The 12942-nt window shown below is 62.3% G+C and carries 11 protein-coding genes; 4 read left to right on the plus strand and 7 right to left on the minus strand.

The window, feature by feature from the left end; all coding sequences use genetic code 11:
* Positions 1 to 1018: clostripain-related cysteine peptidase (locus tag QZ329_RS12885; RefSeq protein ID WP_295753250.1), on the minus strand; the 1018-nt coding region annotated here is incomplete at its 3' end.
* A gap of 120 nt (positions 1019 to 1138) precedes the next feature.
* On the minus strand, positions 1139 to 1741 hold the full coding sequence (locus tag QZ329_RS12890) for a recombinase family protein (RefSeq protein WP_295753253.1): 603 nt from the start codon (positions 1739 to 1741) through the stop codon (positions 1139 to 1141).
* 355 nt (positions 1742 to 2096) lie between these two features.
* Here QZ329_RS12890 and QZ329_RS12895 point away from each other — a divergent pair, with 355 nt between their 5' ends.
* Together QZ329_RS12895 and QZ329_RS12900 are read left to right on the plus strand one after the other, a co-directional pair.
* Positions 2097 to 2252 carry a hypothetical protein gene (locus QZ329_RS12895; RefSeq protein WP_295753256.1) on the plus strand — a complete coding sequence of 52 codons (156 nt, stop codon included), beginning with the start codon at positions 2097 to 2099 and terminating at the stop codon, positions 2250 to 2252.
* Positions 2253 to 2357: 105 nt separating this feature from the next.
* Positions 2358 to 4067, plus strand: coding sequence for a recombinase family protein (locus QZ329_RS12900; RefSeq protein ID WP_295753259.1), 1710 nt, complete (start codon positions 2358 to 2360; stop codon positions 4065 to 4067).
* A gap of 232 nt (positions 4068 to 4299) precedes the next feature.
* Here the strand turns inward: QZ329_RS12900 and QZ329_RS12905 are convergent, their stop codons facing one another.
* Positions 4300 to 4866 carry an epoxyqueuosine reductase QueH gene (locus QZ329_RS12905; RefSeq protein WP_295753262.1) on the minus strand — a complete coding sequence of 189 codons (567 nt, stop codon included), beginning with the start codon at positions 4864 to 4866 and terminating at the stop codon, positions 4300 to 4302.
* 224 nt (positions 4867 to 5090) lie between these two features.
* On the opposite strand from QZ329_RS12905, the gene QZ329_RS12910 reads away from it, so the two are divergent.
* Together QZ329_RS12910 and QZ329_RS12915 are read left to right on the plus strand one after the other, a co-directional pair.
* A complete protein-coding gene (locus tag QZ329_RS12910; protein ID WP_295753265.1) occupies positions 5091 to 8000 on the plus strand; it encodes an acyl-CoA dehydratase activase in 2910 nt (969 codons plus the stop codon).
* A 7-nt stretch (positions 8001 to 8007) separates the two neighbouring features.
* Positions 8008 to 9351: a 2-hydroxyacyl-CoA dehydratase gene (locus QZ329_RS12915; protein WP_295753278.1), complete on the plus strand. Its 1344-nt coding sequence runs from the start codon at positions 8008 to 8010 to the stop codon at positions 9349 to 9351.
* A gap of 62 nt (positions 9352 to 9413) precedes the next feature.
* Here QZ329_RS12915 and QZ329_RS12920 read toward each other — a convergent pair whose 3' ends face one another.
* The 4 genes from QZ329_RS12920 to QZ329_RS12935 form a co-directional block, all read right to left on the minus strand.
* On the minus strand, positions 9414 to 10274 hold the full coding sequence (locus tag QZ329_RS12920) for a GDSL-type esterase/lipase family protein (protein WP_295753268.1): 861 nt from the start codon (positions 10272 to 10274) through the stop codon (positions 9414 to 9416).
* 194 nt (positions 10275 to 10468) lie between these two features.
* Positions 10469 to 11383, minus strand: coding sequence for a sugar phosphate nucleotidyltransferase (locus tag QZ329_RS12925; RefSeq protein ID WP_295753271.1), 915 nt, complete (start codon positions 11381 to 11383; stop codon positions 10469 to 10471).
* A 58-nt stretch (positions 11384 to 11441) separates the two neighbouring features.
* Positions 11442 to 11870 (minus strand): hypothetical protein, encoded by a 429-nt coding sequence (locus tag QZ329_RS12930; protein ID WP_295753273.1) that lies wholly within the window; start codon positions 11868 to 11870, stop codon positions 11442 to 11444.
* Positions 11867 to 12709: a BadF/BadG/BcrA/BcrD ATPase family protein gene (locus QZ329_RS12935; RefSeq protein WP_295753275.1), complete on the minus strand. Its 843-nt coding sequence runs from the start codon at positions 12707 to 12709 to the stop codon at positions 11867 to 11869. Before QZ329_RS12935 ends, QZ329_RS12930 begins: the two co-directional genes overlap by 4 nt.
* Between the last annotated feature and the right edge of the window lie 233 nt (positions 12710 to 12942).

Below are 12942 nucleotides of genomic sequence, written 5' to 3' on the forward strand. Positions count from 1 at the left end.
GCCAGTCCGTATAGTACCAGCCCACGCCGGGCTCCGTCTCCTCGGAGGCGATGAGGTAGTCGGCGTGCTCCGCCGCCATCAGGGCGGTCTCCGCCGTGGCCATGAGGCAGGCGTCGAAGCCCACGAAGTCGAACTTCACCCCGGCGTCCTTCAGGGCCTGATCCACGCCGAAGAGGCTCATGGACCCGGAGGAGGCGAATTTCTCGTCATAGCCGTAGCCGCTGACGGACCCTCCGCCGTGGTCCCAGAGGATGAGGCCGTACCGGCTGGCGGGGAACTTCTTCTCGCACCAGCGGATGTAGCCGTACAGGGTGGAGGGGTCCGTCATGGACACGGCGCCCAGGTCCTTTTCCAGGCACGCCAGCTTTCCATTTTTCACCTGCCAGATCTGGTTGGTTTTGCTGCTGACCTGATTGTTCCGCCAGCCGGAGCAGCCGCCGGTGTAGACCAGCAGGTTGACGCTGTTCCCCAAGTCCGCCGCCAGCATCTCCTGGAGGTCGGCGGTGCCCATGCCGCTGCGGGACTCCAGGTCCGTGCCGCACATGTAGACCATGAGGGTGACGGTGTCCCGGCCGCCGCCCAGCAGCTGGGTGTACTTTTCCCGGGCCCCCGGGGCGACGGTTTCGTCCAGCCGCCCGGTGTTGGCCGGTTCCTCCCAGCCGCCGGAGACGCTGCCGCCCCCCAGACTGCCAAGCAGGGCGCTGAAATCCGGCCCTCCCGTCTGGCCGGAGGAGCTGGTCTGACTGATGGGGGCGCTCTGTCCGCCGCCGGACGAACCGCCCAGCAGCGCGCCCACGCCGCCGCCGCCCCCCAGCAGCAGCACCGCCAGCAGGATGATGAGTTTCATCATTCCGCCGCCGGAGCCTTTGCCGCCGCTGCGGGTACCGCCGGAGCTCCGGCCGCTCTGCCCGCCGGAGCCGCCCACCGGCCCGGAACCGAGGCCGCCGCCGTGCTTTTCCACCTGTCTGGCCGGTCCGGTGACATGTTTCTCCCGGCCTCTGGGTCTTTGTCTGTCCATAGTAAAAACCACTTCCTTTTTCCGGCGCCGCCGGAATTGTAATCAGCTTATTATACAGACACCCGGCGGGAAAAACAATGCCTATTTCATGTTCATCAATCAAGACAGACAGACGGGCCGTCAGCGAACGCACGCTTCCCGGACTCTGCGGAGAAAGGTGCTGTTAGAAATGCCGAGTCTCTCCGCGGCGCGCCTGGAGGAAATTCCGCCGGCCTGCCACTGGCGTGCCAGCTCCTCGAAGCCCTCCGGGGTCTCTATGCGGCTGCGGCCAAACCGCACCCCCCGCGCTTTGGCCTCCGCGATGCCCTCCGCCTGACGCAGGCGGATGTTCTCCCGCTCTGTCTGGGCCACATAGCTCAGCAGCTGCAGGACGATATCGGAAATCAAAGTGCCGGTGAGGTCCCGGCCCTGCCGAGTATCCAAAAGAGGCATATCCAGCACCACAATGGCCGCTTTTCGCTTCTTAGTGATGGCGGTCCACTGTTCCAGGATTTCCTCATAGTTCCGCCCCAGGCGGTCGATGCTCTTGACCGCCAACACATCCCCCTCCCGCAGATTCCGGACCAGCCGCTGATATCGAGGCCGCTGAAAGTCCTTTCCGGACATTTTCTCAATCACGATATGTTCCTCCGAAACGCCAAATTCGCGCATGGCGGACAACTGGCGCGCTTCGTTCTGATCCTTCGCGCTGACCCGGACATATCCATAAATCGTGCTCACCATAATCCCCACCTCCAAAACAGTCTGAGCGGCGACCCAGCCGATTCGCTGCGGTCATCGTTGTTTCAGTGTAGCTTGTCCGGTGGAGTCCGTGCAAGGGGGTTCCTTTGCCGGCGCCCGCCGGGCATAGCGGCGCAAATGGAAGGGCGGGGGCGGCAGACAGCGCCGGGATGTCCGGCTCCACGATGAAACGGAAGGTAAGGTACTTCGCCAGGAGCGTGAAAAGAAAATCGCCCTTGGGCACAAAGCAGATGACCGCGAGAATGAGCGGCCCCAGCAACAAACCGCGTGTGAGACCGGGGCGGTATAAATTAAGCAAAAACTGGAAAACCTCTCCGTTAAGAGAGGAGGGCGTCCCTTGTCCGGGAAAAAATCACAACAGCGGCGGGACCTGGCAGGACAGCTCTGGCTGTCTTACTACAACCGAATACTCTATGAAAAAGGTATCATCACGGAACAAGAGCGCAACCGGATGGCATTGAAAATCAACAACTGGAAAGCGCCGGCGCTCTGAGCTGACAAGAGGCTGCGGAATTTTTCGCGGTCCCTTGCTTTTTTTGCATTCTGTGATATACTGCAAACTAAACATGATAAAACGAAATCAAAAAGGAGGCGAGTCATGGACCTGCACAGCATCCGTCAGTCTCTGAGGACCAAGTCTATTTACGACATCCCCCTGCGGGTCACCTACTACGCCCGGGTGTCTTCCGAGAGCGACGAGCAGCTCAACTCTCTGGGAAACCAGATCACCTATTATGAAGATTTCATTCGCAAAAATCCAGCCTGGGAGTTTGTAGAGGGCTATATTGACGAGGGCCTGTCCGCCGCCACAACGAAAAAACGCGAGAACTTTCACCGCATGGTGGAGGACGGAAAGGCGCGCAGGTTCGACCTCATCATCACCAAGGAGATTACCCGGTTTGCGCGAAACACCCTGGACTCCATCCAATACACCCGTGAGCTGCTGAGCGCCGGGGTCGGGGTATTTTTCCAAAACGACAACATCAACACCTTTGACGAGGACTCGGAGCTCCGCCTGACCATCATGTCCGGTATCGCCCAAGACGAACTGCGGAAACTGTCCAGCCGCGTCAGATTCGGCCATGCCCAGGCAATCAAGAAAAGCGTGGTGCTGGGCAACAGCCGCATCTTCGGCTACGTCAAGGACGGCGGCCGGCTGGTCATTGACGAAGACGAGGCGCCTATGGTGCAGGAACTCTTCGAGCTATATGCCGCCGGGGATTACAGCATGAAGCAGATCGAGACTCTGTTCTGGAACAAAGGCTATCGGAACCATAACGGGAAAAAAATCGCCCACACCACCATGTCCGGCGTCATCTCCAACCCGAAATACAAAGGCTACTACGTGGGCAACAAGGTCAAGGTGGTGGACCTGTTCACCAAGAAGCAGAAATTCCTCCCACCGGAGGAATGGGTGATGTTCAAGGACGAGTCCGGCGAGATTGTCCCGGCCATTGTCTCCGAGGAGCTGTGGGACCAAGCCAACGCCATTCTGAAAAAACGCAGCGAGGATGTCAAGGGCCGCCAGGGCATCTGCAACCACGCCAACCTCCTGACCGGCAAGCTCTACTGCACCCACTGCGGCGCGGCCTATTACCGCCGGGACTCCGTGGATAAAACCGGCAAGAAAAACAGCAAGTGGGTCTGCTCCGGAAAAATCAAAAACGGCGCGGACTCCTGCGGCTCCTTCGCCGTCTACGAAGACGACCTAAAGCCCCTGCTGCTGGAGGTTTTCCGGGAAACGGAGACTGACGCTGAGGCGCTGATCGAGGAGTATATTAAGATGTACAAGTCCCTGGACCAGAGCGGGGACCTGCAAAGGAAAATCGGCGCCCTGGAGCGGACCATCGAGACGGCGGAGAAGAAAAAGCAGAAGCTTCTGACCTTCAACGCCTTGGGGGAGCTCTCCGACAGGGATTTTCTCACCATGAACAAGCAGTGCGCCCAGGAGGCAGCGTCCGCCCGGCAGGAACTCCAGGAGCTGACCCGGCAGCGGGATTCCGCCGCTGATTTTAAGAAACACATCGACACCATCCGCCGGGTTCTCCGGGAGGCGGAGCGGGACGCCGCCCAAGGACTCATCAGCAAGGAATTTGTGGACAAGTACATCGACAAGATTTTTGCCATGCCGCAGGACGACGGTTCTCTCCGCCTGCAAATCAAAATCTTCACCGGGGAAACCACGGACAAGTACCTGCAAAGTCTTCGGGCAAGGGCTGCGGGCCGCCCAGAATGCCCCGGGCAGCTCGAAGGCCGTACGGGTCACACGTTCAAGAAGATGATCGAGTCCTACGAGAAGTCCCTGTAACTTCCCGCTGGAGCAAACGGGGGGAGAGGCTTGCGCCTCTCCCCCAGTCTATCCAAAAACGCGGATACTCGAAAAGGGCATCCACGTTCTGCTTTATAAATAAGGAGCGTCCTGCAGGCGGAATCCGCCGCGCCAGCTTTTCTTTGACGGTATCTCTCCTCATACATATGAAAAAGTCTGCCTCTTAGCAGACCTTTTCGACAGCCTGGAACTGTCTCCGCCGGTCCCTTTTTCAATTCTCCGCGAATTTCAATTTGTCCCGGTCGATCTGCTTTTGGTAGCGGTCCTGTTCCGAGAAGACGCAGCCGCAGTATTTCTGCATATAAAACCCCAGCTCCCGGGCCCGCTGGTTCCCCGCCCGGAAGTTCGTTCGGAAGTCCCGGTACAGGAACGCTACGCCGTATTGGGCCGCGTACCGCTCCGCCGCCCGGACGATGCCGTCGTGGTCCTGATAGAGGCTGGCCAGCAGCGTGGTGGTAAAGGCGGCGAAGCCGTTTTCCGCGGCGTACCGCGCCGTTCCCTCAATCCGGTGCTCGTAGCAATAGGCGCAGCGGTGGTCCAGGTCCCCCGCCACATGCCGGACGAAGTCCCGGAGACCATAGTCCTCCCGAACCCTGGTCTCCATGCCGATGGCGGGGGCGTACTCCAGCAGACAGTCCCGCCGGGCCTGGTACTCCTTCCAGGGGTGGATATTGGGATTATACCAGAAGGCCACGGGCTCGATGCCCTCGGCCCGGAGCGGGTCAATGCAGCTCAAAGAGCAGGGGGCGCAGCAGCAGTGCAGCAGAATGGAATCCATAGGAATGCCTCGTTTCTCCCTTGAATAGAATCAGTATAGCACGTCCCGCGCAGAGATGCAAGCGACAGGGGGACAGGCCATTTTTAACGGTTTCTTTACAGATTTCCAAAGGATTTCCGATTGCAAATTCCGTCGAAACCGTGTATGATACCAAAGAATGTGATACCCTGCGGTTACCACTGTCATCACGGGAGGTAATCGTTTGCCTGAAGGAGGAGCGCAGTTTGAAAATCGGTCTTGACGTGGGTTCCACCACCATCAAATGTGCGGTGCTGGACGATGCGGACAAAATCGTATACAGTACCTATGAGCGGCATTTCAGCCACATTCTGGAAAAGGCGGAGGAGCTGCTGCGCCGGGTGGCGGAGAAATACGTCCCTGCCGGAAGGGCGGAGCTGGCCATCTCCGGCTCCGCCGGAATGGGCATGGCGGAGAGCGTGGGCGTGCCCTTTGTCCAGGAGGTGTTCGCCACTCGCGTGGCGGCGGGCCGTCTGGCCCCCGGCACCGACGTGGTGATTGAGCTGGGGGGCGAGGACGCCAAAATCCTGTTCCTCACCGGCGGCATGGAGGTGCGGATGAACGGCTCCTGCGCCGGGGGCACCGGGGCGTTCATCGACCAGATGGCGACGCTTTTGAAGATGACCGCCGACGATATGGACGCCGCCGCCCTGGAGGCGGAGAAGACGTATACCATCGCCTCCCGCTGCGGCGTCTTCGCCAAAAGCGACGTGCAGCCCCTCATCAACCAAGGGGCCCAGGCCAAGGACATCGCCGCCAGCATCTATCAGGCGGTGGTGAACCAGACCATCGCCGGCCTGGCCCAGGGGCGGCCCATCCGGGGAAAAGTCCTCTATCTGGGGGGACCGCTGACCTTCTCCCGGTGCCTGCAGGAGAGCTTTGACCGGACCCTGGACGTGGCGGGGACCTGCCCGGAGAACAGCTTGCTGTTCGTGGCCCTGGGAGCGGCCTTCTGCGCGGACCAGACCTTCGACTTGAAGGGGCTGGCGGACCGGCTCCGGGAGCGGGGCGCCTCCGAGACCTACCGGAGCCAGCCGCCGCTGTTTGAAAATCAGGAGGAGTACGCGGCCTTTCAGCAGCGGCATGCCAGGGCGAAGGTGGCCCGGGCTCCCTTTGGGGCGGACTATTCCGCCCCCGTTCACATTGGCGTGGATTCCGGGTCCACCACCGTGAAGGTGGCGGTCATCGACCAGGAGGCCCGGCTGCTCTTTACGGACTACCGGCCCAATCTGGGCAACCCCGTGCCCCTGATCCGGGGGGTGCTTCAGCGGCTTTATGACGAGCACCCGGCCCTCCACGTGGCCTCCGTCACCACCACCGGCTATGGCGAGGACCTGGCCAAAAACGCCTTCCACGCCGACTACGGCGTGGTGGAAACGGTGGCCCACTTCACCGCCGCCCGGCACTTCCTGCCCAACGTGGACTTCATCATCGACATCGGCGGCCAGGACATGAAGTGCTTCAAGATCGAGAACGGGGCCATCAGCAACATTTTCCTCAACGAGGCCTGCTCCTCCGGCTGCGGCAGCTTTCTCCAGACCTTTGCCCAGGCCCTGGGGCACGACGTGAAGGACTTTGCCCAGCTGGGCCTCTTCGCCCGGCGGCCCGTGGATTTGGGGAGCCGCTGCACCGTCTTTATGAACTCCAGCGTGAAGCAGGCCCAGAAGGACGGGGCCAGCGTGGAGAATATCTCGGCGGGCCTCTCCATCAGCGTGGTCAAAAACGCCATTTATAAGGTAATCCGGGCCTCCAGCCCCGAGGAGCTGGGGCGGAATGTGGTGGTGCAGGGAGGCACCTTTTACAACGAGGCGGTGCTCCGGGCCTTTGAGAAGGAGATGGGCGTGGAGGTCATCCGCCCGGACATCGCCGGACTTATGGGGGCCTTTGGCGCGGCCCTTTACGGCCGGAGCAAGGCCGCCCCCAACCAGACCAGCGCCCTGCTGGACCGGGAGACCCTGGCCGGCTTCTCCCAGGAGACGGAGAGCCGGGTCTGCGGCCTGTGCGGCAACAACTGCCAGCTGACCATAAATACCTTCGCCAAGGGGGAGACCTTCCTCAGCGGCAACCGCTGCGACCGCCCCGTCACGGGAAAGGCGGACTCCGGGGAGCGGAACCTCTACGCCTATAAGCGGAAGCTGATTTTGGGCTATAAGCCCGTCCCCGGGAAGCGGGGAAAGATCGGCATTCCGCTGTGCCTCAACATGTGGGAGCTGCTGCCCTTCTGGCACGCCTTCTTTACGAAGCTGGGCTTCGCCGTGTACCACAGCCCCCTCTCCAGCCGGGACCTCTACCTCAAGGGGCAGGCCACCATTCCCAGCGACACCGCCTGCTTCCCGGCCAAGCTGGCTCACGGGCACATTCAGTTCCTCTCAAAACTGGGACTGGACGCCATCTTCTATCCCTGCATGACCTATAATCTGGACGAGGGCCTGGGGGACAACCACTACAACTGTCCCGTCGTGGCCTACTACCCGGAGGTCATCGCCGGGAACTGCCCGGAGGTCAAAGAAACCCGGCTGATCTACGATTACGTGGGCCTTCACCGGCCCAAGGACTTCACCAAGAAAATCCATGACATTCTCCGGCGGTACTTTCCGGACCTCACCCGGGCCGAGGTCCGGGAGGCCAGCGACGCCGCCTATGCCGAGTACGCCCACCACATGGCCCAGGTTCGCAGGGAAGGAGCCCGGATTATGGACCAGGCCCGGGCCGAGGGCCGGCGGATCATCGTTCTGGCGGGGCGGCCCTACCACGTGGACCCGGAGATCAACCACGGCATCGACACGCTGCTGACCCGCTTCGGCGCGGCGGTGGTGACGGAGGACTCCGTCTCCGGTCTGGTGAAAAAATTTCCCACTGCGGTGCTGAACCAGTGGACCTACCACTCCCGGCTTTACGCCGCCGCCAAGTACTGCTGTGAAAACCGGGACTGCGACCTGGTGCAGCTGGTCAGCTTCGGCTGCGGCGTGGACGCCATTACAACCGACGAGACCCAGGCCATTTTGCAGGCCGGAGGAAAGCTCTATACAGAGCTGAAAATCGACGAAATCACGAACCTGGGCGCGGTGCGCATCCGCCTGCGGAGCCTCTTCGCCGCCCTGGAGGAACAGGAGTGAGCCTATGATGGAAGCGATGCAGTATCCCAAATTCACATCAGAGATGAAGAAGACCCATAAAATCCTCATCCCCAATATGGCCCCGGTGCAGTTCCGGATTCTGGCCGCGGCCATGGAGCAGGCAGGCTACACCTGCGAGCTGCTGGAAAACTGCGGCAGTCAGGTCAGCGAGCTGGGGCTCAAGTACGTACATAACGACACCTGCTATCCCGCCTTGCTGGTCATCGGCCAGTTTCTGGACGCCCTGGCCTCCGGGAAGTACGACCTGGACCACACCGCCCTCATCATCACCCAGACCGGCGGGGGCTGCCGGGCGTCCAACTACATCCACCTGCTCCGCAAGGCCCTGGTGAAGGCGGGCTATCCCCAGGTGCCGGTGGTCAGCCTGAACTTCTCCGGCCTGGAGAAGGACTCCGGCTTCCCCATGACCCTGCCGTTTCTGCGCAAGCTCCTGGCGGTGATCTACTACGGCGACCTTCTGGTTGCCCTCCGGGCTCAGACGGAGCCCTATGAGGTGGAGAAGGGCGCGGCGGAAGCCCTCCAGAACCGGTGGCTGGAGACCATCTGCGGCTGGGTCCGGGCGGACAGGGGCTACTCCCACCGGGAGATGAAGGCCGCCATGCCGGAGATTGCCCGGGAGTTCGCCGCCGTTCCCGTCCGCCGGACGCCAAAGATAAAAGTGGGCGTGGTCGGCGAGATTTATGTGAAATACTCCCCCCTGGGGAACAACGACCTGGAGCGGTTCCTCGCCTCCCAGGACTGCGAGGTGAATCTGCCGGGGCTGATGGGCTTCCTGCAATACTGCGCCTACAACCCCTCGGAGACCGCCCGGCTCTATGGCGGCAGCTTCCTGGAAAAGCACATGTCCGATTTCATCCTGAAGTACATCGAGAGCATGGAGAGCGTGGTCATCCAGGTTCTGAAGGACAACGGCTATCACGCGCCCCTGCCGTTCCGGGAGCTGGTCCGCCTCACGGACGGCGTCATTGGCGTGGGGGATAAAATGGGAGAGGGCTGGCTTCTCACCGCCGAGATGATCGAACTGGTTCGGGCGGGCTATGAGAACATCGTCTGCGCCCAGCCCTTCGGGTGCCTGCCCAATCACATCTGCGGCAAGGGCATGATCAACAAAATCCGGGAGCTCTATCCCCAGGCCAACATCACCCCCATCGACTACGACCCCAGCGCCACCCGGGTGAACCAGGAGAACCGCATCAAGCTGATGCTGGCGGTGGCCCGGGAGCGGCTGGCGGAACGCGCCACTGCTGCGGCGGAGCCGCCCCACCGGACCGCACCGGCGGAGCGTCCGGTTCTGGAGCGCCGGCGGGAGCGGGCCGGGGCCATGGTGTGAGAAGGAGACGGCGGAAGACATAAAAAGGCAGAGGCCGGTGGCCTCTGCCTTTTTGCACGCCGCTAGGCGTCTTCCTCCAGACTGTGGGTCCGGAGATAGTTCAGCCAAATCCGGCATCCGGCGGGATTCAGGTGGATGCCGTCAAAATTCAAATCCGCCGGGAGCAGGCCGTCCTCGCCGGTGAGGCATTCCGCCACGTCCAGGAAATCGCACTGCTTCTCCTCCGCCAAGGTCCGGATTACCTCGTTGTAGACAAGGATGCGGGCGTTGTTCACATAGCTCTGCTTGGCCTCCTGTTTGGCGCTGACCGGGGGAATGGACTGGAGGACGATTCTCGCCTCCGGATGGTCCTCCCGCAGCCGGTCGACAAGCCTGCCGTACTGGTCGTGAAAGTTGGAGGTCTTGGTCCAGCCCAGCTCGTTGACGCCCAGCATGATGTAAATCTTTCCGCAGGGCTGGGCCGCCACGGCGTCCAGCAGGGGAACCTTTTCCCCGCTTTCGGTCTTCCAGACGTTCTTGGAGAAGACGGACTCCACCGTCGCGCCCACGGCGGTGTAAAAATGGCCGGTCTTCAGGCCGCTGTAGAGGGAGAGTCCCTCCGTCCGGGAGTCCCCCAGAAACACGGCGTCCTCAAAATATGTATCCTCCACGGCCTCGCTCTCCGCCACGGGGGAGAAGGTGCCCTCTCCGGCTCCCTCCGGCAGGGCCTTTTCCTTGAGGCCGTCCGGCTCCGGAAGGCCGTTCCCGGGCGTCTTCTTCCAAAATACGTGGATCGCCGTCTCCCGCTTGGCTGGTTCGAAGGCGCCCCACTCCTCCAAAGGCGAGCTTACCGCCGCGCCGCTGGACGCGCCGGTGGTCAGCAGAGTCACCGCCGCCAGAGCGGCCGCCACCCCGGGCAGCCGCCGTTTCCGTTTTCCCTCCATATGTCCGATTCCTTCCCCATGTATCTCCATCCCGCAGCGCGCCTCCCCCCTGAGGAGGGGCCGGGAAATCACCTGCCCTTATTATACGCGAAAACCCTCGAAAAAAGTCGAAACAAATTGTTAAAAATTTGGTGACAAATTATCTCAGATTTTTCGCCCGGAGGAGGGGGAGCGGCGGTCCGGGGCGGGGCCCCTCAGTCCCAGAGATGTTCCGGGTACGCGCCCCGGTCATGGAGCTCCCGCAGGGCCTGGGCCACGGCCTCCCGGTCCTCCCGGTAGGTCATGCCGAACCACTGCCCGGCGGAGGAGAGGACGGAGACTTGCAGCGTGCCCTCCCGGAGCTTTTGGTCCACCATCTCCGGCAGCAGCCGCTCGGCCCGGAGGTCGTCCCCGGCGGCGCGGAGGAAGTCCGAAAAATCCTGCCGGAGGACGGGGAAAATGGAGGGCATGAAGCCCCAGAAGTTCATGGACACCACCGCGTTGGGGTCCAGGAGGCGGTCCGTTCCCAGGTCCCGGAGGGTGCCGTCGGGGCAGAGCTGGATATTGCGGGTCTCCTGGACGCTCTCCAAAAAGCCCTCCCGCCGGGCGCAGATACCGCGGGTGACGGCGCCGTAAAGGCTGGCGGTGTTTTTCAGCAGATAGCCCACCATGGCGGCCTGCCCCGCCTCGGGGAGGCGGCGGAGCTCCCGGGCCATGGCCTGATAGGCGTCCAGCCCGTAAAAGTCGTCGGCGTTGATGACACAGCAGGGCTCCTCCACCGCCTCCGCGGCGCAGAGCAGGGCGTGGACGGTGCCGAAGGGGCGGGTCCGTTCCGGGGGGATGGAATAAAAGGAGGGGATGGAGGAGAAGTCCTGATGGACGTAGGCCGTCTCCACCGGGCTGCCGTCCAGGGCGGTTTTCCCGGCCAAGCGGCGGCCGAAGAGCGCCTCCATCCCCTCCCGCATCTCCGGCTTGATGATGAAGACCACTTTGTGAAATCCGGCCCGAAGGGCGTCGTAGATGGAGTACTCCATCAGCATCTCGCCGTGGGGGCCAATGCCGTCCGTCTGCTTGTTTCCGCCGTAACGGGTGCCTAGTCCCGCCGCCATAATCACCAGGGATATTTTCATGAGAACCCTCGCCTGCCTCTTCCTTCGGGCGGTTGCGCCCGGTACTTATATAGAGCTATCATAGCCCATTCTGCCCGGTTTTGCAACGGCGGGATTCCATTTTCCCGCACCGGAACCGCCGGGCCTCCTCCGTCCAGGACCAGAGGTCCCCGTCAAAGTCCGCCGGATTCTCCGGCAGAACCAGGTGATTGGTGAACCGCCCCGGATAGGCCTCCACCGCCAGGAGGAGGGTTTCCGTCTCCAGAGGGCGGGGGAGGAACAAAGACAGCAGCGCTCCCGGCACGGGGCGGCCCCGGACGCGCGCTCCCGGAGCCGTCAGGGCGCAGTAGGGCCTGGGATCCCGGAGACCCACCTGGGACTTCTGGGTGACGATCTCCGTCTCCGGCCAGCGCTCCAGCGCGCCCAGAAGAAAGGCCCGCGCCGACGGCAGGGCCTCCGGCTTTCGGGCGAAGAATTCCTCCGCCAGCCGCAGGGCCTCCAGATTCATCCCCGCACCGCCTTCTGCTCCAGGCTGTACAGCCCCGCGCCGATGGCCGTGGCGAAGGTGGCCCGCTCCGGGACGATGTAGCGGATGCCATAGAGCCGCTGGAAGTTCTCAAAATTGGGCCGCACCTGGGACAGCGTGGTGACGGAGCCGGTGAGCACCACCGTGTCGCAGCCGCAGCACTGGCAGGCCAGCACCGTCATGGTGCCGATGGCCTGGAGCACCAGATTCACCGCCCCGGCGGCCAGGTCGGCGGGGGCGGCGTCCTCGGAGAGGTTGCCGAAGTTGGCGGCGGTGAGGGTGGGGTCCAGGGTGGCGGCGGGGTCCGGGGTGATGTCCTGGATGGTCAGGTCCACCTTTCCCAGGTCGCCCTGCTCCGCCAGCTTTTTGATCTGGCCGAAGCGCTCCATGTCCACCAGCTTCCGGCAAAGGCCCCCCAGGGTGCCGCCGCCGATACCGCTGCCGCAAAGATGCCGGACGCCCTTGCCCCGCTCCGCCCAGAGGAAGGCGGTGCCGGTGCCCATGGTGGCCACCACGGCCCGCTGCTGCCCGGACATAGCCAGGGCCCCGGTGCCGCTGGCGGTGAACTCGTCCACCGTACAGGTGGGCAGGCCATAGATGTCCCTCTCCACATACGAGGCCCCTACGCCGGTGAGAACCACCCGGCCCACGTCCCCCAGGGCGAGGCCGTTGCCGGAGAGATAGCTGCCGAACGCGCCGTAGAGGCTGGTGAGGGGGTCCTCCGCCTGAACCCGGAGGGTGGAGAGGAGACTGCCGGTATGGTCAAGCCCCACGATTTTTGTGGTGGTGCCGCCGATGTCAATGCCGAGGATGGTTTTCATAATCGCGTCCTCCTGTGACGCCTGTCCGAAAAAGGGCAGGCGGAATCTCCCTGCCATTATGGGGCAAGGGGAAAGAAAAGTCAACCAAACAAATGGAGGCAATTGGGAGATTGTGCAAAAAAACGGGCCAAGACCGTTTTTCCAAAAGCCTATGGATTTTCTGCCCGGACAATAATGTATTAGAAACTGTACCAATAGAGGGAAAAGTAGTATAATGAGGGAATGATACAGAA

This window comes from uncultured Oscillibacter sp. (assembly GCF_910579365.1).
Classification (GTDB): Bacteria; Bacillota; Clostridia; order Oscillospirales; family Oscillospiraceae; genus Oscillibacter.

Bases quoted from the DNA above. Each gene is read 5' to 3' on its own strand.
- QZ329_RS12920 (WP_295753268.1), bottom strand. From the start codon at position 10,274: ATGGAGGGAAAACGGAAACGGCGGCTGCCCGGGGTGGCGGCCGCTCTG.
- QZ329_RS12900 (WP_295753259.1), top strand. From the start codon at position 2,358: ATGGACCTGCACAGCATCCGTCAGTCTCTGAGGACCAAGTCTATTTAC.
- QZ329_RS12915 (WP_295753278.1), top strand. From the start codon at position 8,008: ATGGAAGCGATGCAGTATCCCAAATTCACATCAGAGATGAAGAAGACC.
- QZ329_RS12905 (WP_295753262.1), bottom strand. From the start codon at position 4,866: ATGGATTCCATTCTGCTGCACTGCTGCTGCGCCCCCTGCTCTTTGAGC.
- QZ329_RS12925 (WP_295753271.1), bottom strand. From the start codon at position 11,383: ATGAAAATATCCCTGGTGATTATGGCGGCGGGACTAGGCACCCGTTAC.
- QZ329_RS12930 (WP_295753273.1), bottom strand. From the start codon at position 11,870: ATGAATCTGGAGGCCCTGCGGCTGGCGGAGGAATTCTTCGCCCGAAAG.
- QZ329_RS12890 (WP_295753253.1), bottom strand. From the start codon at position 1,741: ATGGTGAGCACGATTTATGGATATGTCCGGGTCAGCGCGAAGGATCAG.
- QZ329_RS12935 (WP_295753275.1), bottom strand. From the start codon at position 12,709: ATGAAAACCATCCTCGGCATTGACATCGGCGGCACCACCACAAAAATC.